This window comes from Synergistaceae bacterium (assembly GCA_017450125.1).
GTDB lineage: Bacteria > Synergistota > Synergistia > Synergistales > Aminobacteriaceae > JAFUXM01.
Genome location: JAFSWZ010000017.1, coordinates 56,570 through 81,680, shown reverse-complemented (window position 1 = coordinate 81,680; position 25,111 = coordinate 56,570). Strand labels below are relative to the sequence as shown.

Here is a 25,111-nt window from a genome sequence, read left to right as displayed (position 1 = left end):
GGGGGATAATTTTTTCCCGCTTACTCGAACAGCTCGGCAATAATGTCCGCAACACGTTCGACCTTGTTCACCTTCACGACGTTGCTCCCGCAGAAGAACAGCCCCGTCTCCCAGTTCCCGACCTGCGCGTCAACAAGTGCCGCCGCAATGCAGAACGTCTCCCTTGTCTTCCTGTACCGGCAGTGCGTCAGGCAGTTCGCGAAACATGGCTTGCTCTCAACCTCGCCTTCAAGGTACTTGGCCACAAACGGATTCTTTATCGCCCTTCCCGGCAGTCCTGCTGGGCTGTGAATCAGAACTACGTCCTCTTCCTTCGCGTCGATGTACGCCTGTTTGAACCTGTCCGACGCATCGCCCTCGACCGTACACGCAAAACGCGTCCCCATCTGCACGCCCTTAGCTCCGAGCGCAAAGACTCTCTCGAGATCCGACCTGTCCCAGATTCCTCCGGCGGCTATCACGGGAATGTCGCTCTTCATCTCTTCGGCAACATACCTCACCACGTCGGGAACAGCGTTCTCCAGACGCAGCGCAGGGTCGTAAACCTGCTCGATTGTCATTGCTCCCAGATGCCCGCCCGCAGTCGCAGGCTCTTCCACGACGAACGCATCAGGCACACGGTGATACTTTTTCTCCCAGTGCCGGGTGATGAGGCTCGCGGCCTTCGCAGAACTCACTATCGGCACAAGCGCGACATCAGGAAAATCCTTCGTGTAGTCCGGCAGTCTCAAGGGCAGTCCCGCACCAGAGATGATTATGTTCGCCCCTCCTTCAGCCGACGAACGCACCTGCCTGTCATAGTCCGTCAGAGCCACCATGCAGTTCACCGCGATTATCCCTTCAGGGCCTGCAATGCTCTTCGCCTTCGCGACAGCTTCCCTGATAACTATCTCGTTTACGTCAAAATAATTGTGCGCCTCGACAGAGAACAGAGGAGAATTGTGCGCAATACCTACGCTGGCTATTGTGCCTATCGCTCCGCACTTCGCAACATGCCCCGCCAAGTTAGGGCCGGATATATCGACTCCCATCCCGCCCTGAATAAGAGGATAACGAGGCTGGTATTTCCCTATTCTCAAAACAGGTACAGACATTTTCACCTGACACGTACACTCCTTGATTGTGATGATAAGTTGTTGAAGTATATCACGCACCGCCTTAATCCTTATGAGCTTTTAGGCTTGTTTGAGCGTGATAGTGAAGCAGCTCCCTTCTCCCTTAGTGCTCTCAACGCTTATCTTCCCGCCGTGCGCCTCAACCGCCGCCTTCACGATTGCCAGCCCCACGCCGCTGCCTCCCGTAACGCGCGTCCTCGACTCGTCCGCCCTGTAGAAACGCTCGAAGATGTTGGGCAGGTCTTTCTCCGCTATGCCGATGCCCGTATCCTTCACTGAGATGATTACGTTCTCACCCCCGCGCCGGAGCTTCACGCTGACCTTTCCGCCTTCGTCAGTGTAGCGCAGTGCGTTGCTCAGGAGGTTGTCGATTACGTGCCGGAACTTCTCACGGTCAACCTCGCAAGTGCACTCGCCCTCAAGCTCTGCCGAAAGCTCTATCCCTGCCTTGCCGAACAGCGGCCTGAAAGACTCCATCACCGGCTCAAGAAACTTCTTCATGTCCGTGCTCTCCGTGTGAATCGTGAGAGTTTCCCCCTCAAGCCTCGTCAGCACGTCGATATTCCCGATGAGGTCAGCCAGCCTCTGCATCTCGTTCACGCACAGGGTTAATCTCTCGGGCGTGGGCTCGAGTATTCCGTCCGTGATGGCCTCAATCTGCGTCCTCGTAACCGTCAGCGGAGTCCTCAGCTCGTGGGCAACGTCAACCATCAGCCGTCGTCTCAGCTTCTCCTGACCCGCAAGAGACCTCCCTAAGTCCTCGACACCACGAGTGAGTGCGTCAAGCTCCCTGATGCCGATGCTGTGTTCCGGCTCGTCCGCGCCGTATTCCCCGCGCGCAATGCTCTTCGTGCGCTCGATTGCACGTATCACAGGACGGCTCAGCCTTCCCGCAACGAACCAGCCCAGAGTACACGCGGCGGCAATCATGATTAACGCACCGCACAGGTTGTAGCGCGTGAGGTAGGAGATGAACGACTGCTCATAGCGTCCCGTCGGAAGCTGACGCTCAATCTCCAGCCTGCCGATGTTTTTCGGGAGCGTGATGGTGATGCGTTCGGTCTCTGACGCTGTAGGTTCAGGAGCAGGAGGTGTCGAGCGTCTCCCGCCGTGATTGTTCTGCATCATCGGGCGAAGCGTGAACACCTCGCTGTTCCTGCCGTCAATCAGCGTTATCGTCATCCCCGCCCACTGCGGAGCAGGACGCAGAATGTCCATCACCCTCCTGCGCTTCCAGACTCCGCCTTCTTCAGCATACAGAGCAGAGAGCGAGTCGCCTAAGTTCTCGAGGTCAGCCTGCCGCCGGTTTATCTGGTACAGCCTGAACGTGTGGACGCTGAGCATCACGCTTAACGCCGGAACAACTATCCCCGAGAGCACAGCAAGCATGACGTACAGCCCTAAGAAGTGTGCGCGCAAGGATCTATTTATCATCGTCGAACCTGTAGCCGAAGCCGTAAATCGTCTTTATCCAGCCGTTTTCGTGGCCGGGCTCTGCCAGCTTCTTGCGGAGGTTCTTGATGTAGGTGTCTATGGTTCTGTCGAAGCCGTCATAGTCATCACCGAGCGCGGATCTTATTATCTCTTCGCGCGACCACGTGCGGATAGGCCGTGAAGCCAGCGTCGAGAAGATAAGGAACTCGCTCTTAGTTACTGGGACAGGTACGCCGTCTTTGCGTAGTTCGACGCGTTCCGGGTCAATCTCTATCCTTCCGCCAGCGCAGACTCCTGAGGCGATGTTGTCGCGCGTTTCTCTTGGCCGGAGCTGTGCCCTGACACGTGCCATCAGTACTCGTGTGCTGAATGGTTTTGCGACGTAGTCATTAGCCCCCAAGTCGAGCCCCTCAACAACGTCGGACTCGCTGGTCTTGGCCGTGAGCATGATGATCGGCACTGAGGACTTCTCGCGGATTCTCCTGCAGACTTCCTCGCCCGAGAGTTTGGGTAGCATGAGGTCAAGAATCACGAGGTCAATATCATCATGGGCGAAAATCTCCAGAGCAGCAAGCCCGTCGGAAGCATAAGCAGTCTCAAAGCCGTCGTGCTTTGCGTAAGCGATGAGGACTTCGGCGATTGAGGCTTCATCCTCAACGATAAGCAGCTTCATGAATATATCCTCCTTCACAAGAATCACATTTTCACTTCACATTGCATTCACAAAACGGGATTATTCTATCAGCGTTGAAGCAAGGAGGTCGAACGAAATGACGAAAACCAAGAAGTACGTAATAGCAATAGCGGCAATCGCAGTAGGAAGCGTAATGTACGGAACTCTTCCGGCTCATGCAGGAGGAATAGAGTTAGAGAGCGTGGAGGTAGCATTCAGGAGACCCCCCGAAGACAGAGGCAGAGACATGCCCCCGCCTCCTCCGCAAGGTTACGGGCCGGGAGACCACAGACCGCCTCCCCCGCAGTACGGCTACGGACCGGGAGACCACAGGCCTCCGCCTCCGCAGTACGGTTACGGACCAAGAGGCCACATGCCCCCGCCTCCGCATCACGGAGAACCGCACGGAAGAGGACACATGCCGCCCCCTCCGCCACACAGGTAAGACAGAAAGGAGAACGTGAACATGAAGGGTAAAGTTATAGCGGTGCTTGCAGCAGCTGGAGTGCTGGCAGTTTCCGGGACAGCATTAGCCGCCGCGAAGCCGCCCGCAAGGCCGGACGACAGGAAGCCGCCTCTGGTTTCGCAGGACAGACGTATGCCGCCTCCGCCGGAGATGAGCAGAGACCGCAGGATGCCCCCTCCGCCGAACGGACAGAGACCGCCAGCGAGCAGAGACAGAAGGATGCCGCCTCCGCCTCCGAACTCGGGAGACAGGAGAGCACCGCAGGATTTCAACGGGCAGAGGCCGCCGATGCCCCCAAGCAGATAACAGCAGATAAACCAACAGGAGGTATACAGTAATGAAGAAGGTATTAGCAGTCGTAGCAGTAGTGTGTGTAGTGTGCGTTGCCGGAGCAGCGTTTGCCCAGCCGAAAGGTCAGGGACGAGACAATTCCCGCAGGCTTCCGCCTCAGGCTCAGCAGTGGCAGCAGCCCCAGCAAGGACAGCCCCAGCAGGGACAGCCCGGCCAGCGTCAGCAGTTCGCGGCGGGAAGGGAAGCACCGTTCGAGGGCAGAGGCAGGCATTGCGTAGGACGCAGAGGAATGATGCTCGCTCCTGACATGCCCGAAGACGTGAAAGCTAAGGCAGTCGAGGCCGCAAAGCTGAGGATTGACCTTGAAGCAGCACTCTCAGCACAGCCCATCGACAGGGCAAAGGCTGTCGAGATTTTCGGCCAGCTCAAGAAGGCAGAGCAGGAAGTCGAGCTCTGGATGTTCGGCAAGAAGATAGACCGCATCGAGGCCTTCAGGAAACAGCAGGAACTCAACCGCAACGTTCCGCCCGCACCTCCTGCACCCCCCGCACCGGCTCCTGAAGCTCCCGCAGAGTAACCGCAGCAGCAATCATCCCCCCAGAACATCGGGGGGAAATTTTTTCACCGCACAACAGTAAACGCCTTCACGCAGGCATTAGCCTTCAGGTTCACGCCGTCAGTCCACATCACGCCGTCCCGAGAAAAATAGCTCTCGCGTGCATTCACTTCCGCGTTATCGGAGTACCCCGCCCTCACGTTCTCGACAGGCATATACCCTCCCGACAGCTTCAGCACCACAGAGAAGTACTGACTTCCCCTAAGGCTCACTGCCTCAGGAAGAGTTATCGTGTAGTACCCCGCGAGCCTGATGCTACCCTTAGTGCTGGAGACAAGTTTCCCTGCGACTGGCGAGGCCGGAATCTTGCTGCCCAAGTCGTACACATAGAGTTCGTAGGACAGATTGTCCGACGGCGCGTAGAATGCAGCTTCCTTGAGGGTCTCGCGGTTCGTGCTCACGCGGAAGATGCTTGCCCCCCACGAGTAATTTATTGCCGAGCAGTACCCCAGATCATCATAGCCGTAATGCCTCAGGCGGGGGTTAGCGCGTTCGACGACGAAGGCAGTCCCGCCCCATGTGTGCTGGTCGTACGACATCCAGAAGTACCCGTCCTCACTGCCGCGCATTGTACCCCACGAGTTCTTCACGAGCCACGCTCCGTCCCGCGAAGGCTGCGGCTTGAAGCTCGTGCGGGGGAAATTATCGTCCCATCCGGCTAACAGGACTTCGTGGTCAGTGTTCTTGCCGTTCGAGGGGTTGTAGTACGTGTAGTGCCCTCCGCGCGTGCGGTACTTGAACGGATCGCTGTAGATGCTCACGGCTATTGCTCCGTGCTTCATGATGAGTTCCTTCTTGGCGGTGTCGTCAAGCGTCCGTTTTCCGGCCAAGCAGTATACATCACGAAGCCTCATCGCAAGTTTGAAGCTGTCAGGTGATTTCTTGGCAAGTGCCTTCTTTTCCGCGTCGGTAAGGTTGGTGTGGTAGCGTAAGGTCTTCTCGTCCGCCGGGCCTGAGAGCCTCATCAGCAGTGCCGCCGCACGGAAAGCATTGCCCTCGAGGCTCAGTGTCCCGGAGCTGTGCAGAGGAGTGAAGGTTCGCTTCTTGTCCGGGCCCTTGTAGGTGTAGAAGGCCGTGTGAAGTTCCGACAGGTCAGGTGCTTTGCCCAGTTTCTGCGTGAGGTAATTGCTCTCCATCGCTCCCAGTGCCGCGAACGCCCAGCAAGGTCCGGGCACTCCCTGATTACGTACCGGCGTAACCCGGCCAAGTTCCCGGAGGTCGTACCTTGACGGCAGAGCTTCGCCCTCAGCCGCAAACACCATCAATCCCAACACCGCCGCAGCTACCCGCCTCACAGCGTAACCTCGATTCTGTTCGTGCCGCCAGCGAAGCTGTAGCTGATGTTCTTCGCTGTCCTCTTCAGCGTCAACACGCCCAAGTGCACGTCGTCGTCCTCATGCTCGAACGGGTTGAACTCCCTGCCCTCCGCCGTCAGCACGATTGCTGTCGAGCCGTCCGCCTCAGAGTACAAGATTTCCGCGTCAATCTTCACCTCATCACCGGCACAGCACCCCGCAATCATCTCGTAAACCAGCTCCTCACAGCACAGCTCCAGCCTGTAAGTCAGCCTCGAACTCAGCCCGTACTTCTCCGCGAAATCGTGAATCCCTCCGTGAAGTGCCATTAGGTCAAAATCTCTCTCCCTCACCTCGTACGCAAAATACTTCAGCTTCCGTATGAAGGCTATTGTCTTCTCACGTTTCGGTGCGTCGAAAATCTCTGCCGGTGTCCCCTGCTCGTAAATCCCTTTGTCGGCAAAGAATAGCACTCTGTCAGAGACCTCGCGGGCAAAATTCATCTCGTGGGTTACGATGAGCATCGTCATGCTGTGCTTCGTCAGCATCCGAATCATCGCCAGAACCTCGCCGACCATCGTAGGGTCAAGTGCGCTCGTCGGTTCGTCGAACAGAAGAACTTTCGGCTTCATCATGAGGCTCCGGCAGATTGCGATTCGTTGCTGTTGTCCGCCGGAAAGATTCGCTGGCATCGCGTGAGCCTTTGAGGTCAGGCCGACTTTCGCGAGCCACTCCATAGCCTGAAACTCTGCGTCTTTGCGCGGAACACCTGCGAGCTTCACGGGCGCAAGGCATAGATTGTCCATCACGTCCATGTGCGAGAACAGATAGAATTTCTGGTACACCATTCCCATAGAACGCCGTATCCTGTTCACGTCCGCTCCCTTTGCCGTGATTTCCTGACCGTCAATGAATATCTGTCCCTTGTCCGGCACTTCGAGAAGCTCAAGCGAACGGAGAAACACGCTCTTTCCGCACCCTGAGCCGCCGATTATCGCGATGCGCTCGCCTTCCTCAACAGAGAGATTCACATCACGCAGAACCTCCAGCTTCCCGAAGGACTTGCACAGCCCCTTAACCTCAATAAGACTCATGGTGTCCCCTCCATTCCGACAGAGCAAACAGCCCGTGAACGATATACGCCATCGCAAGATAAATCAGCATCCCGATGATTATCGTCGGCATAGGCTGCATCGTGCGCGAAGCCGTGTTGTTGATTACGCGCGTCAAGTCAGTGATTGAGACGTAACCCACAACGCTCGTCCACTGTATGAGGTTGATGATTGCGGACTGGTAGACGGGTTTTGCGATGCGCACGACCTGCGGCAACGTTACGAGCCTGAAGGCCTGCCACGCACTGAACCCCAGCGTTCTTGCCGCTTCGACTTGGCCGGAGTCCGTCGCGCTGATTGAGGCTCTGAGGAGTTCCGCGACATGTGCGGCCGTGTTCATCGAGAAGGTGATAACGGCGATTGTCTGTGCCTCGAGGGAGCTCCGCGCAAACACTCCGTAATACATCAGCATCAGCAGCATCAGCACCGGCGAGCCCCGCAGAATCACGATGTACATTCCGGCCAAGAATCTGAGCAGCTTCACGTGCGACATCCTCAGCGCGCACACGACAGCCCCGAGCAGTGTCCCGAACACGAGCGAGTACAGCGAGATTTCGACGGTAGCACGAAGCCCCTTAAGGATCGTCAGGTACGAGCCGCCCTGAATAAGTATCCTGTAGAGAATCTGCGACAAGTTCATAGCTTCTGCCTTCCGCTGTGCTGTTCCCTCATGTGCCGGTTGAGCTCACCGAACCTGTCGCACTCAAAACCGCAGCCGTTCACCGGGCACTTCACCTTCATGCTCGTAATGTCCGCGAAGCCGCCGGAAACTTCAGCCATCTCCTCAACGGTCAGTTCTTGTACATTCATTCATTCGTCCTCCGAAAAATTTATGTGAATGGCTATAGTTTATCATTCACTGAAACATTCCCGCAGAGTATTCCGCCCAGCTGTAGCACATGAGGTAATCCCCTCTGTACCTTCTCATTGCCTCAGGCTCACCCTTCAGGAACTGGTACGCGTCGCAGTCGAAAGCCGACGTGTTCACGGCCAAAAGATTCCTGTTCCGTCTGATGATGCTTTCTGCCCCCTCAGCCTTAAGCGTCCTGATGAGGTCGGACACCAGAACCCGGAAGCAGCTCCCCTGCGACTCCGAGTACGGCGAGTCCTCAAAGAGCACCGCACACGCCTCACGCGCCGACACCGTGCATCCCCGCCGGTCAACGAGCAGTGCAAGAAGCTCCTTCGCCTTCGTCCTCCTGAACTCTACCGCCTTCCCGTCCGGGCGGAACACGCTGAACCCTCCGAAGGTCTGAACGTACAGCCTTCTGTTGTCCTGCGGAAGCGAACGGTTTACCCCCTCAACCGTCAAGGGCTTGGGAGTCGTGATTATGTTCGTGTTCGGGGAGAGTTCGTGAAATTTTCCGGTGATGTTGATGCTTGCGTCGAAAAATGCCGTCGTGAGGTTGTGCGTACGTGCGAGGCTTAACGCGTCGTCAGCGTCGAGTGAGGCGAATATCTCTGCGTCGGGCAGAAGACGGGCGAGAATTACGATTAGTTCCGACAAATCCCGGAGGTCTGAATCTGTGATGAGTATCCTCATGATTTGCGGAACGAAGAATCAGACAATAAGGGAGTGGATGTGCGATGTGCGATTATACAGGATTCATTGCTGGTGTGTCAAGCTCCTTTGCGGCTTCTGCTGTGAGTGCAAAAAATTATAGCACAAATCCTTGTTGCGGTTATGTTGCGGGGGCTTGTGTATCATTCGCGGCATAATTCATCATTCGGAGGTAAACGGCAATGAAGAAATATATGTTGCGGTTACTGGTTATCGCACTGTTCTGCGCAGTAACTGCAGGAGGATGCGGAGGCGGGCACGATGACAATTTCGCTTCTGATGACTCGGAAGATACTGCGTACTTCGGCGACGAGACAGACACGGAGTCCGGCGACGAAACTGTGCCGGAGGACGACGAAGGGCGCGGAGGTTTCAGCTCCGGCACAATCAAGGTGAAGGTTGACGGCCCGACTGCCTATTACTTCGAAGCAGTGGCCTTCTACGCCAGAAAGAACGGCGGCAAATGGGAAGCACTGCACTCAAAAACTGGAGACCAATTTAAAATAGTCGACAGGAATTTTGAGCTTGATGTCTCGAAAGAGTATGTGGAGTTCGGATTTGAGTTCAGTGTTGTATGGGGCACTACATATCCCTACAGCGGAGTCTTCTGGACGGCTAAGGATACAGCAAGGATTCAGCCTAAGAGAATCGACATCGACATTGGCGGAACTACCTTAAACACGACCATCAAGATAAAGGTCAACGACTTTCAGGTGTTTAAGGACACCAACTGCAGCGAAAAGACGCGTTACGGCTGGGAAGGCATCAGGATGGAGCTTTCTCCTTCCCAGTTGTACAAGGTAAAAGGCGCGATACTTTACGGACGCACTTCCACAAGCAGCAACTGGGTAAAGGTCATAGAGTTCAATGACGACAGCACTAAACGCTACAGGAATGCAAAATATTTGGCTGATGGTGTTACTCAGGAGAAGAAGGAAGATGGCAAGGACACCAATGGAAATCAACTCTACAACTACTACCACACCTACCACATCCCCGAGAATCGTTACGTCGAGTTCGCATTTGAGTGCGATATTATTGGCGGGACTGACTACCCGTACAGCGATGTGTTCTGGACTGCGTCCCAATCTGCCAGCGAAGCCCCGCACAGCATAAAAATCGATCTTAGCGGTGCTGTCCGCAATGCCAACATCGCCATCGAGGTGAACAACAAGACAGTCTTCAAAGAGACCAACCTCCCGGCCGGCAAACAGCGGGACTGGAGCAAGAAGGACGAGATTCGTGTGAGGCTGTACAAGACGGGGCTGTACACCTGCAAATCCAGAGCGTTCTACGCCCGCAAGGCCGGAGGAAGCTGGGAGTGCTTGTTTAACACCGACGACGGAGACCACGATATTTACATCTCGAAGGAATATGTGGAGTTCGGGTTCGACTTCGATATCTTCTGGGGCACGACCTAGCCGTATTCCGACGTGTTCTGGTCAGCCTCAGACTCTGCGAGGGAGAAAGTGCAGGATATTTACATCTACACGGGCGGAACCAGCCTGAACGCCTCGATAGAAATCCGTGTGAACAACAAGGAGAAGGTCAAGATAGGAGACTGCTCGGGACACAGCCAGCATTACTGGAAGACGTGGGACGGCATCAAGGTCAGCATCAGCGACAGGGGAGCGTTCACCACAGAGCACCGCAAATTCTATGCGCGCAAGGCTGGCGGCGGCTGGGAGAGGAAGTACACCAAAGGAGACAGTAATACGTTCTACCTATCGGACGGATTATGTAGATTTCGGGTTCGAGTTCGACATCTCAGGGGGCACGACTTGGCCGTACAGCGGTGAGTTCTGGCATTCATGGGACGGTCAGGCGGGAGAAATCACCGTAAGTATATGGGGAGGCGTGAGGAGTGCCGGGATCGAGATAAAGGTCAACGGTAACACCGTGTTCTACGACGGAGACTGCTACAGCGGCGACCCGCACAGATGGTGAGAGAACAATTCCTGCGGGGAGGCATCCTCTCTGCAGGAACTTTTTTGTGTCTCTGTTGCGGTTGTGTTGCGCACCATGTCGCATAATATCACCCGCAATCTCTACAATCAGGAGGAATATTTATCATGCTCAAGAAAGACAGCAAGGCATTAACGGACAGCGAAGAGCTCGAGGAATTGTCGCTCGACGACATGTCGCAGATAGCAGGCGGCGATTTCGGAGGCGGCGGCAGTGCCCGGTGGTTCGCCGGACAGGATGAAGAAGGCGGCGGCGTTGCCCGCTGGAACGCGAATGGCGGGCAGAAGATCATCTAGCAATGAAGAAGATATTAACTGTATCAGCATTTGCTGCCCTGCTCTTGGCCGGAGAGGCTGAGGCAGGGTTCTTCGCGTCAAACGGGCCCTCAGTCTCCTCTGCACCTCCGAGAGTTCTGGCGGCAGAGGACATCCCCGTAAGCTATGACCTCAGGGAGTCAGGCAGGGTTGCGCCGATCCGTGATCAAGGAGTCTGGAGCACGTGCTGGGCACACGCCGCGATTGCCGCACTAGAGTCCAGCTGCCTCACGGAGGATCTCGAGGCAGACCCCGAAACAATAGACTTCTCGGAGATGAATCTGTTGTGGTTCGCGAGGATAAATCAGGACAAGAGCCGGAGCTTCAGCATGTTCATCAGGAACAAGGCACAGCTGGTTCACATGGGGGATTACGGCACGGCTCTGCAGGAAGGAGCGTACCCGACTATCGCGCTGGCGACTCTGGCACGGCTTGAAGGTTTCTCTGACGAGGCTGATTTCCCGTACATCTACAACAGCACCTTAACTGCTCAAGGCTACAGCACGAACAATCCTCCGACGCACTCAGAGGCAGAGAATGTAGGACTTATCCCCTTGAGGTCGTCGACACCCTCGAGCCTCGTCTACACGGGAAGGACTGTAACACCGCGTTCTGACCTGCGGATGACGGACGCGTTCTTTGCGGCGGCCAATGCTGCACCTGCGGGCTTCGCGAACCAGAGGAGGGATTACGCGGAGCTGAACAAGGTCAGCAATGACGCACTGAAGGCGTTAATCATGCGTTACGGAGCGGCGATGATAAGCTACTACTCCGAAGAGGACACCGGCACGAACCTCAACAGCTCAACTTACGGCTACTACATCAGCGACCCGGCCAAGTGGAAGGGCAACCACGAGATAACCATCATAGGCTGGGACGATAACTATTCGCGCGATAACTTCATCGACAAGCCGGAGAATGACGGAGCATGGCTCGCACGGAACAGCTGGGGGAGCTTCTGGGGGTCTGACGGCGGCTACGAATGGATCTCGTACGAACAGCTTATAGGCGACGGCGTTGTGTGCGTTGCCGGAGAGAGGCAGGAGAACCTTCACGTGTACGAGCATGACCCGCTGGGCTGGTGCAATTCGTTCGTGGTTCAGCAGGCGTACATCTGGGCGGCTAACGTCTTCAAGGTGGAAAGCGACGGCGAGGTTCTGGATTCAGTGAGCTTCTACACAGCCGGACATAACACGCAGGTTAAAATCAGCCTTTACGACTTGGGAGCAGATTTCGGAGGCACTGACCCTACCTCAGGAGACCTTCTGTTCTCGGCGGAACAAATGATGGACTACGCGGGCTACCACACGATGATGACGGACAGGGCAGGCCTCACGAAGGGTAACTACTTCTCCGTGATAGTGCAGTACACGGACACGAACGAGGGCGGCCACGCGGAGATACCCGTCGAAGTCGCGATAAAGCGTTACTCGGACAACGCGGCAATTTACGACAAGGAGAGCTTCTTCTCCGACGACGGCACAACGTGGATTGACGGCACTGACATGATCGACGAGGGCAACGGAGGAACACCCTACCGCATCAACGCGTGCATAAAGGTTTTCACGGTTGCCCCGAACTTTTCACCAGCCGAGCGCGCGCAGGCCTCGCACACCATCAACGGGATACCTGTAGAGACGTTCACTCCCGCACAGACCGTACGGATAAACAGCAGGATTCCTTCTTCCACATCGAGGAGGGCGGTCATTGCGCTGGACGGCGGGGCAAATGCTGATGTCAGCGTGTACCTCGTGGACAAGTCGAGGACTTACGAGCCCGTGAACATTTCGGACGACGAGAAGCTGGACGAAGAGGGCTACCCTAAGGGACGTACAGGGCCGGTTGAGTGGGTTGATGTCCCTGTGTACAAGACGGGGTACAAGCCTGACTTCTTCTGGAACGACGCGGGGATAGACTATCCTGTGTACGGGCCGTTCAGCCACATCACGAACGAGAGCGGAGACATCACGGTCAACGTTGACGCTCTGGAGTACCCGGACGGCAGCAGAGCCAAGATTCCGCAGAGCTACTACACGTTCTACTGCGAGCCTTCTTCGGGGTCAACAACAGAGGTCGGAGTTGCGCTTCTTGCGGAAAGTTCTGCGCAGGAAAACAACAATAACGGCGGCGGCGGTTCGGGGGGATGCAGTGCGGGCATCAGCGCGGGACTGTTCATGCTTGCCCTGTCAGCGTATATCCTGAGGAGAAAATAATACTTCTTCATAACGAGAGAAGCCCCATGCGTGAAAGTGTGAGGCTTCTCATTTTTTGTCTGTATTATGGTGGGCAATACTGGATTTGAACCAGTGACCTCTTCCGTGTGAAGGAAGCGCGCTAACCCCTGTGCCAATTGCCCGATTAACGAGAAGATTTTACAGCAAACCTCCGCAAAGTCAAGACTTACAGCGGATACTTGACCATCAGGCAGTCATCCAGCAGGTACTTTCCCCTGAGAGTTCCGGTGATGCAGACCCTTGTACCGACGCTGAGAGACTTCACCGAGCCTTGAGGACAGATGCACATGAATACTTTGTCGAGCTCAACGTGTGAATAGTTCCCGCCGTTGGCGATGCGTGTTACACGGCCGGTTACGTTCATGGGATTGTTGGTGAGCTTCTTCTCCGCGCCCTGCGGGTCTCTGGTGTAGGCCTTCACGATCTCCCTGACGGTCATAGTTGACGCTGTGGAGATGTACTCGCCGCCGTCGTCATCAGCGTCATCGTCAGCACCGCGCTTCACGAGGTACAGCGACAGCCCCGCCGCCAGTCCCAGCAGGAACAGTACCAGCCCATAAAACATAGTCATCGCTAGAACGTCTCGTAGCCTTCCCCTGACTTCCTGACGTTAATCACGCCTGGAGGGGTTATGTGCATTCCGGCGACAGGTACTTTCTTCCACGCCGCATAATCCAGCAGGAATTTTCGCGACTGCGCGGCCTTTGCCGGGTCAACGTCGTACCTCACAGATACATCAGGAGCAGGAAGCTGAATCTCCGGGAAGTGCATGATGTCTCCGGCGATAATCAGGCTGTCGTCGACAAGGTAGCTCACGTGCCCGGGAGTGTGCCCGCTGGTGTCCATTGCCCGCACGCCGGGTATAACTTCGTCGCCGAACATGAACGTGTGAACAGGGTAGAGTTTCAGCGTGTTAATCACATTCCCGTTCTTCAGCTCGCTGACCCAGTAGTCATATTCCGGCTTCGAGACGAACACGTCAGCTTTCGGGAAAGCAGCTCTGCCCTCAGCGTCGACGAGCCCGCCGAAGTGGTCAGGGTGAAGGTGTGTGATTAGGATCGTCGTAACGTCGGAAGCCTTTACGCCGTTCTTGGCCAGCTCCGAGACTATGTGCCCGTCCTTCAGCCCCGCGTCATAGAGCACGCCGTTCACCCAGAACGCGAGAATCTGGCTGGGCATCTTTCCGTCAGGGTAGTACTTGGCCGTGAGGTCTTCATTCGCGCCGACGAGAAGAGCCGTATCACTCTCACCCTGAACGTCGACGAGAGAGATTACCGAAGCAGAAGCTCCCTGAACCATGACTGCGGCAAGGAGCAGAGCAGTGATGAACTTGAGCATGTTAATGATTCCTCCTGTATTTGGGATATGACGTATAATAGCGCAAAAAATCTTTTCAGGAGGTTTTTATTGTGAGAAAGTCATTCTTATTCTCATTGCTGATAGTCGTGCTGGCGGCATCAGTGTCGTTTGCAGACTTAACCCGCGAGACGTTCCCGCTCGAACGCGAGGGCGTGAAGCTTCACCTCGAACGCTTCAAGTCCGACAAGGGCGGAGACCCGCTGCTGCTCGTTCACGGCCTGACGTACTCGTCGCATGAATTTGACGTTGACGTGAAGGACTACAGCCTCGCGAGGTTCTTTGCGCGCAGGGGCTTCAACGTGTGGCTTCTGGACATTGCGGGCTACGGGCAGTCGCAGGAAGTAGAGGACGGGTTCACGCCTGATTCTGACTACGCGGCAGAGGACATTGCGGCGGCGGCCAAGCTCATTCTCGAGAAGGAAGGCAGGAAGTGCCTCGACGTTCTGGGCTGGAGCTGGGGGACAGTTACGGCGGGACGTTTCGCGGCGGAGAACTCGGAGATGGTGCGCAAGCTCGTGCTGTATGCCCCGATCGTTGCGGGTCTCGGCGACGTTGAGGTCGAGAACGAGTTTAACCACAACACGTGGGTTCACGCGGCGGGAGACTTCCAGACGAACCCTGACGGAAGCATCAACTACGCAATCACTGAGCCCGACGTGGTCAACGCGTTCCAGTCGAACTGCTGGCGTTACGACAAGGACTCCAGCCCTAACGGCGGCAGAAGAGACCTGCTTGTTGCCGCAACTGAGAGGCTCATTCCCACTGAGGACATTGAAGTTCCCGTGCTGATCATCGCGGGCTCGAAAGATGACTACGTTTCGCCTGCGCTGTGCCGCGAAGCTTTCGGGACGCTGACGAACAAGGCTTCCCGCATCGAGATAATCGACGGTGCGGCTCACGCAATGATGATGGAGAAGCCGTACTACAAGATTTTCCGCCAGAAGGTTCTGGACTTCCTGAGAGCCAACTAAAACTTGACGGGAAAATTTTTGCGGGTATAATTATCTCTCGTCAATCCACGAAGTAATGTATTTGCGGGGGTGGCGGAATTGGTAGACGCGCAAGACTAAGGATCTTGTGGCCAATTAAGTGCTGTGGGAGTTCGATTCTCCCCCTCCGCACCATCAAGACAACAATAATCCCTCTGGTTCATCGCCGGAGGGATTTCGTTATGCTGCTGTGTTCTGCTGTTATTCCTGCCTGCGCCGTCTGGGAGCTCTGGGCTTGCCGGTCTCCTGCGTCCTCCACAAGAACTGGTGCTTCGAGACCGTCGCACCGCTCAGCGGCATCTCCACCCAGCCCCACGGCGTTACCAGAATATACCGCAGCATTATTCCCTGCTCAGCCAACGCGTCAACGTGCGGCACAAACTTTATCACTTCGCCGAAAATGAACGTGTCGCTGATTATCCACACACGCCGGCACTTGCTCCTGTTGAACACCGCCGCGTAATCTATCGCCGTACGTATCCCGCAGTCGCAGTCGGGAGGCGCAAGGCTGATTATCAGCGTGTCAGGCTTCCCTTCGGGCTGTCTGGGGTTGGGCACAACGTCCGCGTAGGTCTCTATGTCCTTCAACTGCTCGAACAGGCTCGCTATGCCCTCGTCCTCGCTGCCGAAATTCATCCCGAAGAGGGACGCGAAAATGTCCCCCTCGTCATCAAGAGGTTCTTCCGGCTTCTCCGTCATGTCCTTCATCCACTCCTGAACTGTCCCTATCGCATCAAGAATATATTGCGGGTATTCCGTCTCGCTGATAGCCGAGAGCAGTTCATTGACCGTCATACCTTCGGGCTTCTTTCTGCCCCTTCGTCCTGTGTCGGATTCCATCATCAACGCCTCCTTTGTCTGTAAAAGCAATCAAGTATAGCACATGGATACACCAAGAATTATACACGTCCCGACCAGCGTAGAAATTATAGTGTGTATCTCGGAGCGCATTATTATCGATGGGTCAAAGCCGCTGAAGATGTCAGAGAGTTTCGGCGACAGAGGGAAGAAGCGTTTGACCCTCACGCAGTAATCCGTGTACTCAGAGCCGAATTTTTCGTGAAGGAATGATTCTTCATGAGGGATAATCACGCACACGTAGAGCAAGAAGAAGCACACAGTGAAGACAATCACGCCCCATAATCCAGCAACGATGCTCCAGCCCAAGCCGATGACGTAGTTCCCGAAGTAGAGGGGATTTCTCATCAGCGCGTAAGGCCCGGCAACAGCGAGCTTGTTCGCCTTGACGTTCTCGCCCCTGTAGAGGCCAATGCACCCCGCCGCCCAGCACCGCCAGACTTGGCCAAGCACGACGAGCACGAGGCACGCGCAGACCTGCCCGAACGTTGAGGCTCTGACCATGAACAGCACGGCCAAGAACAGCAGCGTCCAGATTCCGCCGCGCATCTTGAAGACGAACTCACGCATCCTCGACCGACGCTCCTTTGTGAAGATTCTCGCTTACTCCCCAGCCCAGCATACGGATGACTACCACAACTCCCATGAAGATAGATATGTAGTCGGTGAAGAAGCGGCAGATTATCGCCATGACTCCCGCCATGTTCTCCGGCATCAGTACGCTGTATAGCAGAGCACCTCCGCCCTCAGCAACCCCGCTCGCTCCAGGTGTCGGCACGAAGTACAGGATGAACATGAACACTGCCTGAACCGCGATAGTCTGCGAGTACCTGAAAGACAGGCCGACAGCACTCATCAGCACAGGAAGGACGGTGAACAGCGCGAGCAGGTGAAGCACCGAGAGCACAACTCCTACAGCCAGCCATCTTTTGCCGGAATGGAACGCTATCCTGAAGTTCAGGATGTAGTTGTCGATCTCCTTGTCCATCCACTGGAATATCCTTATCACTTTCTTGTTGGAGTGCAGGATGTTGAAGCGTCGAAGCCACAGAACCAGCACCCGCGCGAGCTTGCGGATAAACTCCGGCTTCAGTATCGTGAACGCAACGAACGCCCACGTCGCGAGTATCACGATGAACACGTAGGACACCAAGCCCTTGAGGAAGGGACTTCCCGTGAGTATCTCGGGGTCAAGCAGCAATGCTATCGGGACTGCGAGGGTGAGGATTAATATCGTGAGCATCGTGCGGATTAACGTGATTGCTATGCCTTTGCCGACGGGGATGCCCTTCTTGTAGAGAGCGTAGACCTGGAAGGGGCCGCCGCCGGACTGCATGGGGGTTACTGCACTGCCGAAGTAGTTCAGCCAAGTGAGAGCTATTCCCAGAGGCATGGAGACGTGTTCATGTGCGGCACGTGCGAGGGCGCAGAATCTCCCCGCGTCGCAGAGCCAGGCCGCGAACACTACAAGGAGTGCCAGCAGGAGCTTGGGTTTGCTGGCGTGAAGAAGCGAGCGTATTGTATGATGGTCAACGCTTCGGAAGATTATCAGCGCGCTCATCCCGAAAGCGAGGAGTATGAAGATTACGAGGCCTTTTCTGAGAGACAAGTTATTGTTCCTCCGTCTTATTGTTATGAATGAGAGTATTATACGTCATAAACCCCGTCTATCTTCCGAAGTTCAGCTTTGCACTGCGCTAGTTATGTTCCTCCTAGTGATTGATGAAGAAACTGCTCAGCGATTCCAGTATCTCTTCTTTGTTCTTGGACTTCAGGAGGTAACTTGCGGGTTTCAGGCTCATGACGTTCCTGACGCTCTCAGGATCGCTCTTGCCAGTCAGGAAGATAACGGGAATGCTCGCGGTTCCCGGCTTGCTGCGTAGTGCTTCAAGGATTTTCGGGCCGTCCATAAGCGGCATCTCGTAATCCAGAAGGATGAGGTCAGCCGAATGTTCAGCCAGATACTTTAGAGCCTGCATGCCTGTACGAGCGGCGGCGACGCGGTAATCTGCCGACAGCCAAGTCTGCATCATCTTCAGGAACGTAACATCATCATCCACGAGCAGAATCTGTTTCTTCTCCATTGTCATGAATACCTCCTAAAATTTCGTTTACGCTGTCCCAGTCGAACTCGTCTACCGCACTGCGGAGCTGTTCAACCCGTTGCTTCTCGCTCTCAGGCAGTCGAAACCCCTTCAGGCAGTCCAGCGCAGAGAGCGCGCCGTCAACGTCAAGATTTTCCGCGCACTCACGGACAGAATTATATGCTTTGCGCAGTTCGTCTTCAGGGACCGGCGGAAGCTCCGCTTCATCCTGAGCATTTTTCGCGGGAGCGTACAGCGGGGACAACGCCGCCCCTAAAGCCCTGTAACGTTCGAGCAGTCCGGCCAAGTCCGCGTCAAGCACAGCCGCATCACCAGCCTTGCCGGCAAACTCGAGCTTCTCCGCCAGAGCCCCCAGATCCTCCGCACCGATAGCACGTGAAGTACTCTTGAGGGCGTGAACCTTCACCGTAGTGTTGGCGATGTCCCGTGAAGTCCAGAACCCCGCAATCTCGTCCGCTCCTGCCGCTGAGTAGCTACCATAGATTTTGAGGGTATCGAGATATGCTTCCTCGTCGCCGCAGTGTTTCAGCCCTGCCCTAACATCCAGCTCCTCAATGCCGTACAACCACTCGGGAAGAGAGGTGTTATGTGCGGGCTCAGCGTCGCTAGGGGCAAGAATTTTCTCCGGCGGAAGGTATCGCGTCAGCATGTCCTCGAGTTTCACGGCATCAATGGGCTTGCTCAGGTAGTCGTCGAACCCTGCGGCGAGATACTCTTCACGCGCACCGGAAATTGCGTTGGCTGTCAGGCATATAGCGGGTGTCGTGAAGTTCAGCCCTGCAGTATCAGCCCGTAACCTTTGGAGCGTCTCTATGCCGTCCATGTTGGGCATCATGTGGTCGACAAAGATAACATCGTACTTCTTCTCCCCCGCGAGCGAGAGGGCCTGCATCCCGCTGTCGGCCGTGTCAATCCTTATGAGCGTCTTCTTGAGCAGCCCCTTGAACACCGTCAGGTTCATCGGCGTATCGTCAACAACAAGGACGCGTGCGTCAGGAGCAGTGAACCTCTCCTTATACTTCTTCATCGAGAGCAGAGAAGCTCTGTGAGCCGCCTCGTAATCTCCCAGCGCGTCCCACTTTATGACCCCCTGCCGAAGCCGGAACGAGAACGTTGAACCCTTGCCGTAAACGCTCTCAACCTTCAGCGACGTACCCATCATCTCGAGCAGCCGTTTGGTGATGTTCATCCCTAAGCCCGTGCCCTCAATGCTGCGGTTGCGTTTCTCCTCGATGCGCTCGAACTCTGAGAACAGCTTGGCCATGTCTTCAGGCTTTATCCCTATTCCCGTATCAATCACAGCGAAGTCCAGAAACACGCCGTCTGAACCGTCAGCTTCATAGCCGATTCGGAAAGTTACGCTGCCTTTCTCGGTGTATTTTACGGCGTTGGTGAGGATGTTCGTAACAACCTGCTTGATTCGTACCTCGTCGCCGTGAAGCATCTTCGGGATATTGCCGTCAAAGTCGAGCTTTAGCAGAAGCCCCTTCTTGTCTGCGCGTGCCTGTATCATGTTGACGAGGTCATTGATGACGGAGGACAGGTCATAAGTTACGGGGATAATGTCCATCTTGCCGGCCTCGATCTTGCTGAAGTCGAGGATGTCATTGATGAGCCCCAGCAACGTAGTACCTGCCGTGCGAATGTTCTCGGAGTACTCGAGAATGTTACGTTCTTCACTCTCACGCAGAATCATCTCATTCATGCCGAGCACCGCATTAATCGGCGTACGAATCTCGTGCGACATGTTGGACAGGAACACGCTCTTTGCCTGAGACGCATACTCTGCCGCCGCCTTCGCCTCCCTCAGTTCTTCGCTCTCCTGAATCTGCACACGAACGCGAACCAGATACATACACCCCAAAGCAACCAGCAGCATAAGCAGTCCGAACACCCACACCACTAAGAGCGTGATATTCTCGATGCCCTCAGAGGCTTTCATCTTGGGTACGAACCCCATCAGTATATAGTCCGTGCCGGGAATTTCCGCCTCGAACAGCAGCATTTCCCCGCGTATCGTCCTGAAGGAACGTGCGGCCGCCACCGATACTTCCATTTCCCTATGCATGGAGCGGTAGAAGCCCTTGACTTCATTGCTCTGCATGAAGGCTACATCCTTAGAGGCATTTTCCGCGAACGGAACGACTATATCACCGTCCCGCGTAACAATCAGAATCTTTCCGATGTCGTCATAGCAAGTTATGGAGAAACGTTCAGCAATAGACTTAAGCGGGTACAGCCGATAGAGGACGTACTTGACGTTCTTGCCGTGAAATACCGGGCAGGTAAAGAGGAGTCCTGCCTCTCTGGCGAAAGTGATGGCACTTGTGCCGCGAAACGCCGTCTTTATGCCGCTATATGTCCGCAGGGAAAGCGCGTCCCCGTACACTGCATGACCGTCGATGGCCAGAAGTCCCTGCCGTACTCCTTTTTCGTTGAAGAGCAGAGGCATCAGCAGGCGGATTGCTGCGGGGTTGGCTTCAATCTTTGAGGCAACATAGGCGAGCGTCTTAAGCTCAGTCCCGAGAGTTTCTGCGGCCTTCTCCGCGAGGGTTTCCGCCTGACGTTCTGTCTGGTTCTCGGTGTAGGCTGTCAGGAGCTCGTCCATTCGCACATTGAACATCACTCCCACGAAAAGCAGCAGTACTCCGAAGACCGCCGTCACCAAGACAGAGCCTTTGCTAATCACGAGCATGGATATTCGCTTAGTCATAAATCTCTACTCCTTCTACGAACCACTCCATACCCGTAAAAAGTTCATGGTCGCTGATTCGTTCGTCCTTGTTGCAGCGAAGCATCCCCTGATTGTCGTAAATTACGCCGGAAAAGACGCTGCTGTAATTCATGATTCTTTCTTTCCCCGCAGAAGCCAGAGACGCGGCTTTCTCTGACACTCGCGGCGAGAACGGATACAGGGCTACAGCATCTTCCTCGAAGCCGAGCCAGTAGCTGCTGGAGAAGTTAGACCTTCCGCTGGTGTAATCCCCGAGCACTTTCTCGTAGAGAACCTTCCAGTTGTACAATGCGGCTGTCAGGAACTTATCAGAATATTTCTCGTACACAGCATCATAGCCTATGCTCATAAGCCCGAGCTTCTCGGCTTCTTGCACGGCGTAGGGTCTGTCCTCATGGTAGGTTATGACATCAGCTCCCTTCTCCGCGAGCAGGACTACGCTTTCACGTTCAGCCGCTTTGTTCTCCCAGCTTCCTGTGAATCGGACGATGAGCCGTGCCTTCGGATTAGCGAGGCGCATACCCATAGCGTAGGCGTTGATGCTGCGGTTCACCTGAGGGTTCGGCGCGGAAGTAACGTAGCCGAGAATGCCTGTCCTGCTTTCTGCTCCGGCGATTATACCTGCGATATACCGTGCCTGATACAGCCGTGCAAAATACGTTGTCGAGTTCTTGGCCGCACCTTCGCCGGAAATCCCGAAGAATGCTACACGCGGATATTTCCGTGCAATCTCGTCCATGTACTGGCCGTAGCCGAAACTTGTCAGAAAGATTACGTTAGCACCGTTATTCACGAGCTCCCTGACAGCGGCGGACACAGTGGGCTCGCTCTCAGCAACACGTTCCCACGCCATAAAGCCGCAGTCGTAAGTGCGGCAGGCATTCAGCAGACCGATGCAGTGGCTCTCGTTCCAGCCCTTGTCGTCTCTATCGCCTACAAGGACACAGCCTACGACAATACGCCGTCCCGTCTCCGGCAGCTGGAAGCTCTGAATCACGACGACCAGCACAACGCAGATAATCCCCGCAAGCAGCAGAGGCAGGTCATGCACCGCCCATTTCCTACTCTTCAACATTCACGCCCTCCACATACCAGTAAAAGCGGTTGAACATCTCGTCGTCGGGCATGGATTCTCCTTCATCGATGCGCAGAATGTTCGCGTTGTCCGTAATCGGGCCGTAGAACACGTCAAATTCCAGAGTACGGAGCTTTTCGTCTGCGGCCTGGACTTTGGCTTTCGTCTGCGGGTCTGCATGTTCGGACAATCCCGAGAGAGCAACAATGCCTTCATCCATCTCCATCAAATCATGATGCCCGATGAATTTCCCCTGCAGGCAGTTAAGTATCTGCTTGCGGTAATACACTTCCCACTTCCAGATGCAGGCGGTCAGATAGGTATCCGGGAACATAGCGGCGTTGTTGATGTTGTAGCCGACAGACCATATCCCTCTAGCGTCGGCTTCTATGTGTGGCTGTAGTGAATCTGTGTGCATTGCCACAACGTCAATGGGATGAAGCTCCAGCAGTTTGCGGCAGACTTCTCCGGCTACTTCGTCCCCCTGCCACGCGTTGCAGTAACGCACATGAACGACAGCGTCCGGCCGTACGCTCCTGACTCCGAGAGTGAAGGCGTTGATGCCCCTGATGACCTCCGAGATGGGGAACGCCGCAACGTAGCCGAGTTCTCCTGTTTTGGTGTTCATGCCCGCAGCGATGCCAGAAAGATAACGTGCCTGATACATTCTGCCGAAGAATGAGGAGAAATTTTTACGGTGATTTACTCCTGACGCGTGGAGAAAGTAAATGCTTGGGAACTTTTCCGCCGCCTTCATCATGTCAATGCCGAACTCGAACGATACACCGATAATAATCTTGCAGTCCTTGTCGCGTATGAGGCTGACAATGTCTTTATAGCAGTTCATAGGCACATGCTCCAGATAGACGTACTCGAGGTTAAGCTCGTCCTTGATGGCCTCTAGTGCCTCATAATGTGCCTGGCAATAGCTGTGGTCGTAGCGGCTTCCGTTTATCAGTACGCCTACTTTCGTGGTCTTGGCCGTAACATCAGTGTTCACCTGTATATCGTGTATCAGGTAGATTCCTGCGATGGCGGCGAAAAGGAGAAAGAACGCGATAAAGATGATTTTCCTCATAGACTGCCTCACTTCCCTAAGGTCTGCTAATTATTGCAGATTTCAGGCCAAGATTACAGGTATTCGGAGCAACATTCACGAAAGAGAAGCAACTTTTACGCGGAGAACAGATGCCGGAGCTCGAGCAGGATTTTGTGCCGTTTCAGGGTTAATGCTCTCAGCAGGCGGAAAATTATCAGAGCAGGGTAATAGATTTTGTGCTTGGTGCTATTCATGGAAGGAAATATTCTCGAGAGCAGGTACTTTATCTTGCCACCGCCGCATTTCTTCAGGCCGTTGCGTACGCTGATCTCTACGTTGCCGTGAACTCCTGACTGAACGATATATTCAAGCATCTCCTGTTCCCCGTCAGTCAGTTCCCTGTTCCCGAAAAGGTTCAGTGCGAGCCCGCGATTCTTGGCCTCGAACTCCGAGAGCCCCAGCTTCTCCGCCTCACTCAATACATAGCCGAAATCAAGCTGTCCCTCGAACCTCCTCAGGAGCACATAAACATCAAGCAGCGAGCGCAGTCCTGTACCTCCCAGCGAATAATGCTTGTACTCGTGGGCTGTAATGTACAGGTAGAAATCTTCAGGGGTGAAATGGTAGCCGTAATTATTCCCGTCATCCTTTATCAGTCTGCTTTTCACGCTGGAATAGCAGGAGTGCAGGTGCTCATCAAACGAGGCCTCGAACAGCTCCCTGTGCATCTCGAAGTTGCAGAGCGGCTCGCGGTAATACACGTCATGAGTTCCCCAGCCGAACTCCTCAGTCCTGAACCCCAGAGACTGCATTATCCTCCTCACGTCGTGGGCGCGTGTAGTGTCAATCAGTATGTCGTAGTCGGACATCTCGCGCATTCCGAAGCGCGGATAGTAATCTTTCAGCACAGCACCTTTCAGCGGCATGTACCAGATCCCCGCTTCCTCAAGACCAGCAAGAACTTCACGGTTCGCCGCCTCAAAGCATACGCTCTTCCTCACCGAGAACGCTATATGCTTCCGAATGTCCCTGCCCGTGAACCCTGCATCTTCGAGCCCCATCGCGACAACCGCACCCAGCATGTGATACGACGCGAACGACAGCAACGCTCCGAAGTCTGCTCCTGCGAGCCTCTCTGCATCCGGCTTCGTACCGTTCACCGCACAGGAAGCGAGGTATATCACCGCCTCCGCCGTGCCTGTTATCATCGCCCGATCAGCCCCTTCACTGAACGCTTCAAGAATATCCGCAGAGGAGCAATCTTCAGCCACACGAACGAATATACCCTGTACGCAAACTCCTTCACGCTGTGTTCTCTGCCGCTGCGGATGAATGAGGTCATCACTGCCAGAATGTCGCCGTCCTGAATGCCGTACTCCTTCGCCGTGCAGTTGTCGCCAAGAATAACATAATCCTTCTCCCGAACCTCAATTACACGGTGAAGCACGTACTGACGCTTCCGGCGGTAAAGAACCACATCACCGGCTCTGCAGCGTTCAGCCCCCTTCTTCTCTAAGAAGAATAGATCCTTCCCTTCACGCAAAAGCGGCAGCATACTCACTCCGACATTCGCGGAGATTACGCGTCCGTGTTCTGACAGGTATTGTTCAAGGCTGCTCAATTAATGCCCCCACGCTCCGCAGAACTTCTACTGCTTTCCTGACATCAAGCTCTATTGCTCCGTCCGGCGCGCTGTACTTTTCACGCAGAGCCTTAACGATTTCCGCTTCTGTCGTGTCAGTCTTCAAGAGCTCGATGACTTCACCGAGTGATTCATTGCCCCTCACTAATCCCCGAAACTCAACGTTTCCCGACGGCACTAAGTACGCTTCACCGCCGCTCGTGTGGGTCAGAAATTCATCCCTTAACCTCATAG

The 25,111-nt window shown here is 55.0% G+C and carries 28 protein-coding genes and 2 tRNA genes; 9 read left to right on the top strand and 21 right to left on the bottom strand.

Going from position 1 to position 25,111, the window contains the following annotated elements:
* Positions 1–20: 20 nt before the first annotated feature.
* The 3 genes from IJT02_03855 to IJT02_03845 form a co-directional block, all read right to left on the bottom strand.
* Positions 21–1,094 (bottom strand): nitronate monooxygenase, encoded by a 1,074-nt coding sequence (locus tag IJT02_03855; protein MBQ7544058.1) that lies wholly within the window; start codon positions 1,092–1,094, stop codon positions 21–23.
* Positions 1,095–1,175: 81 nt separating this feature from the next.
* Complete coding sequence (locus IJT02_03850; protein MBQ7544057.1) at positions 1,176–2,549, bottom strand: HAMP domain-containing histidine kinase; 1,374 nt, start codon at positions 2,547–2,549, stop codon at positions 1,176–1,178.
* On the bottom strand, positions 2,539–3,222 hold the full coding sequence (locus IJT02_03845; GenBank protein ID MBQ7544056.1) for a response regulator transcription factor: 684 nt from the start codon (positions 3,220–3,222) through the stop codon (positions 2,539–2,541). Before IJT02_03845 ends, IJT02_03850 begins: the two co-directional genes overlap by 11 nt.
* 97 nt (positions 3,223–3,319) lie before the next feature.
* Between IJT02_03845 and IJT02_03840 the strand changes: the two genes are divergently transcribed.
* The 3 genes from IJT02_03840 to IJT02_03830 are packed head-to-tail and all read left to right on the top strand — an operon-like array spanning position 3,320 to position 4,556.
* The gene (locus IJT02_03840) at positions 3,320–3,667 is read left to right on the top strand and encodes a hypothetical protein (GenBank protein MBQ7544055.1); all 348 of its coding nucleotides are present in this window, start codon (positions 3,320–3,322) and stop codon (positions 3,665–3,667) included.
* A gap of 21 nt (positions 3,668–3,688) precedes the next feature.
* The gene (locus tag IJT02_03835) at positions 3,689–3,994 is read left to right on the top strand and encodes a hypothetical protein (protein ID MBQ7544054.1); all 306 of its coding nucleotides are present in this window, start codon (positions 3,689–3,691) and stop codon (positions 3,992–3,994) included.
* Positions 3,995–4,025: 31 nt separating this feature from the next.
* Positions 4,026–4,556, top strand: a complete 531-nt coding sequence (locus tag IJT02_03830; protein MBQ7544053.1) for a hypothetical protein — start codon at positions 4,026–4,028, stop codon at positions 4,554–4,556.
* A gap of 44 nt (positions 4,557–4,600) precedes the next feature.
* Here IJT02_03830 and IJT02_03825 read toward each other — a convergent pair whose 3' ends face one another.
* From IJT02_03825 to IJT02_03805, 5 genes are read right to left on the bottom strand one after another with little or no spacing between them, the layout of a single operon-like run.
* A complete protein-coding gene (locus tag IJT02_03825) occupies positions 4,601–5,890 on the bottom strand; it encodes a hypothetical protein (protein MBQ7544052.1) in 1,290 nt (429 codons plus the stop codon).
* Entirely contained in the window at positions 5,887–6,984 is a 1,098-nt protein-coding gene (locus tag IJT02_03820; GenBank protein ID MBQ7544051.1) for an amino acid ABC transporter ATP-binding protein, read from the bottom strand. Before IJT02_03820 ends, IJT02_03825 begins: the two co-directional genes overlap by 4 nt.
* Complete coding sequence (locus tag IJT02_03815) at positions 6,971–7,636, bottom strand: amino acid ABC transporter permease (GenBank protein MBQ7544050.1); 666 nt, start codon at positions 7,634–7,636, stop codon at positions 6,971–6,973. Before IJT02_03815 ends, IJT02_03820 begins: the two co-directional genes overlap by 14 nt.
* A gap of 2 nt (positions 7,637–7,638) precedes the next feature.
* Entirely contained in the window at positions 7,639–7,812 is a 174-nt protein-coding gene (locus IJT02_03810; GenBank protein ID MBQ7544049.1) for a hypothetical protein, read from the bottom strand.
* A gap of 46 nt (positions 7,813–7,858) precedes the next feature.
* The gene (locus IJT02_03805; protein ID MBQ7544048.1) at positions 7,859–8,545 is read right to left on the bottom strand and encodes a hypothetical protein; all 687 of its coding nucleotides are present in this window, start codon (positions 8,543–8,545) and stop codon (positions 7,859–7,861) included.
* A 200-nt stretch (positions 8,546–8,745) separates the two neighbouring features.
* Between IJT02_03805 and IJT02_03800 the strand changes: the two genes are divergently transcribed.
* The 4 genes from IJT02_03800 (at position 8,746) to IJT02_03785 (ending at position 13,055) form a co-directional block, all read left to right on the top strand.
* Complete coding sequence (locus IJT02_03800; protein ID MBQ7544047.1) at positions 8,746–9,984, top strand: hypothetical protein; 1,239 nt, start codon at positions 8,746–8,748, stop codon at positions 9,982–9,984.
* A gap of 48 nt (positions 9,985–10,032) precedes the next feature.
* Positions 10,033–10,362, top strand: a complete 330-nt coding sequence (locus tag IJT02_03795; GenBank protein ID MBQ7544046.1) for a hypothetical protein — start codon at positions 10,033–10,035, stop codon at positions 10,360–10,362.
* Between the two features lie 273 nt (positions 10,363–10,635).
* Entirely contained in the window at positions 10,636–10,824 is a 189-nt protein-coding gene (locus IJT02_03790; protein ID MBQ7544045.1) for a hypothetical protein, read from the top strand.
* A gap of 2 nt (positions 10,825–10,826) precedes the next feature.
* Positions 10,827–13,055 (top strand): hypothetical protein, encoded by a 2,229-nt coding sequence (locus IJT02_03785; GenBank protein ID MBQ7544044.1) that lies wholly within the window; start codon positions 10,827–10,829, stop codon positions 13,053–13,055.
* Between the two features lie 67 nt (positions 13,056–13,122).
* Here the strand turns inward: IJT02_03785 and IJT02_03780 are convergent.
* The 3 genes from IJT02_03780 to IJT02_03770 form a co-directional block, all read right to left on the bottom strand.
* Positions 13,123–13,198, bottom strand: a tRNA-Val gene (locus tag IJT02_03780).
* A gap of 44 nt (positions 13,199–13,242) precedes the next feature.
* Positions 13,243–13,647: a hypothetical protein gene (locus IJT02_03775; GenBank protein ID MBQ7544043.1), complete on the bottom strand. Its 405-nt coding sequence runs from the start codon at positions 13,645–13,647 to the stop codon at positions 13,243–13,245.
* Positions 13,648–13,649: 2 nt separating this feature from the next.
* On the bottom strand, positions 13,650–14,414 hold the full coding sequence (locus IJT02_03770) for an MBL fold metallo-hydrolase (protein MBQ7544042.1): 765 nt from the start codon (positions 14,412–14,414) through the stop codon (positions 13,650–13,652).
* 71 nt (positions 14,415–14,485) lie between these two features.
* Here IJT02_03770 and IJT02_03765 point away from each other — a divergent pair, with 71 nt between their 5' ends.
* Together IJT02_03765 and IJT02_03760 are read left to right on the top strand one after the other, a co-directional pair.
* Entirely contained in the window at positions 14,486–15,406 is a 921-nt protein-coding gene (locus tag IJT02_03765) for an alpha/beta hydrolase (GenBank protein ID MBQ7544041.1), read from the top strand.
* Positions 15,407–15,469: 63 nt separating this feature from the next.
* Positions 15,470–15,559 (top strand) — tRNA-Leu (locus tag IJT02_03760).
* Between the two features lie 66 nt (positions 15,560–15,625).
* Here the strand turns inward: IJT02_03760 and IJT02_03755 are convergent.
* The 10 genes from IJT02_03755 to IJT02_03710 form a co-directional block, all read right to left on the bottom strand.
* The gene (locus IJT02_03755) at positions 15,626–16,267 is read right to left on the bottom strand and encodes a hypothetical protein (GenBank protein ID MBQ7544040.1); all 642 of its coding nucleotides are present in this window, start codon (positions 16,265–16,267) and stop codon (positions 15,626–15,628) included.
* Between the two features lie 27 nt (positions 16,268–16,294).
* Positions 16,295–16,852, bottom strand: a complete 558-nt coding sequence (locus tag IJT02_03750) for an isoprenylcysteine carboxylmethyltransferase family protein (GenBank protein MBQ7544039.1) — start codon at positions 16,850–16,852, stop codon at positions 16,295–16,297.
* A complete protein-coding gene (locus tag IJT02_03745; GenBank protein MBQ7544038.1) occupies positions 16,845–17,891 on the bottom strand; it encodes a flippase-like domain-containing protein in 1,047 nt (348 codons plus the stop codon). The genes IJT02_03750 and IJT02_03745 overlap by 8 nt, the downstream gene beginning before the upstream one ends.
* A 103-nt stretch (positions 17,892–17,994) precedes the next feature.
* Complete coding sequence (locus IJT02_03740) at positions 17,995–18,366, bottom strand: response regulator (protein MBQ7544037.1); 372 nt, start codon at positions 18,364–18,366, stop codon at positions 17,995–17,997.
* Positions 18,335–21,100 carry a response regulator gene (locus IJT02_03735; protein MBQ7544036.1) on the bottom strand — a complete coding sequence of 922 codons (2,766 nt, stop codon included), beginning with the start codon at positions 21,098–21,100 and terminating at the stop codon, positions 18,335–18,337. The genes IJT02_03740 and IJT02_03735 overlap by 32 nt, the downstream gene beginning before the upstream one ends.
* Positions 21,093–22,196 (bottom strand): BMP family ABC transporter substrate-binding protein, encoded by a 1,104-nt coding sequence (locus IJT02_03730; GenBank protein ID MBQ7544035.1) that lies wholly within the window; start codon positions 22,194–22,196, stop codon positions 21,093–21,095. Before IJT02_03730 ends, IJT02_03735 begins: the two co-directional genes overlap by 8 nt.
* Positions 22,183–23,274 (bottom strand): BMP family ABC transporter substrate-binding protein, encoded by a 1,092-nt coding sequence (locus tag IJT02_03725; protein ID MBQ7544034.1) that lies wholly within the window; start codon positions 23,272–23,274, stop codon positions 22,183–22,185. The genes IJT02_03730 and IJT02_03725 overlap by 14 nt, the downstream gene beginning before the upstream one ends.
* Positions 23,275–23,369: 95 nt before the next feature.
* On the bottom strand, positions 23,370–24,443 hold the full coding sequence (locus IJT02_03720) for a nucleotidyltransferase family protein (protein MBQ7544033.1): 1,074 nt from the start codon (positions 24,441–24,443) through the stop codon (positions 23,370–23,372).
* Entirely contained in the window at positions 24,440–24,856 is a 417-nt protein-coding gene (locus IJT02_03715; protein ID MBQ7544032.1) for a S26 family signal peptidase, read from the bottom strand. The genes IJT02_03720 and IJT02_03715 overlap by 4 nt, the downstream gene beginning before the upstream one ends.
* Positions 24,843–25,109 carry a PqqD family protein gene (locus IJT02_03710; GenBank protein MBQ7544031.1) on the bottom strand — a complete coding sequence of 89 codons (267 nt, stop codon included), beginning with the start codon at positions 25,107–25,109 and terminating at the stop codon, positions 24,843–24,845. Before IJT02_03710 ends, IJT02_03715 begins: the two co-directional genes overlap by 14 nt.
* Positions 25,110–25,111: the final 2 nt, after the last annotated feature.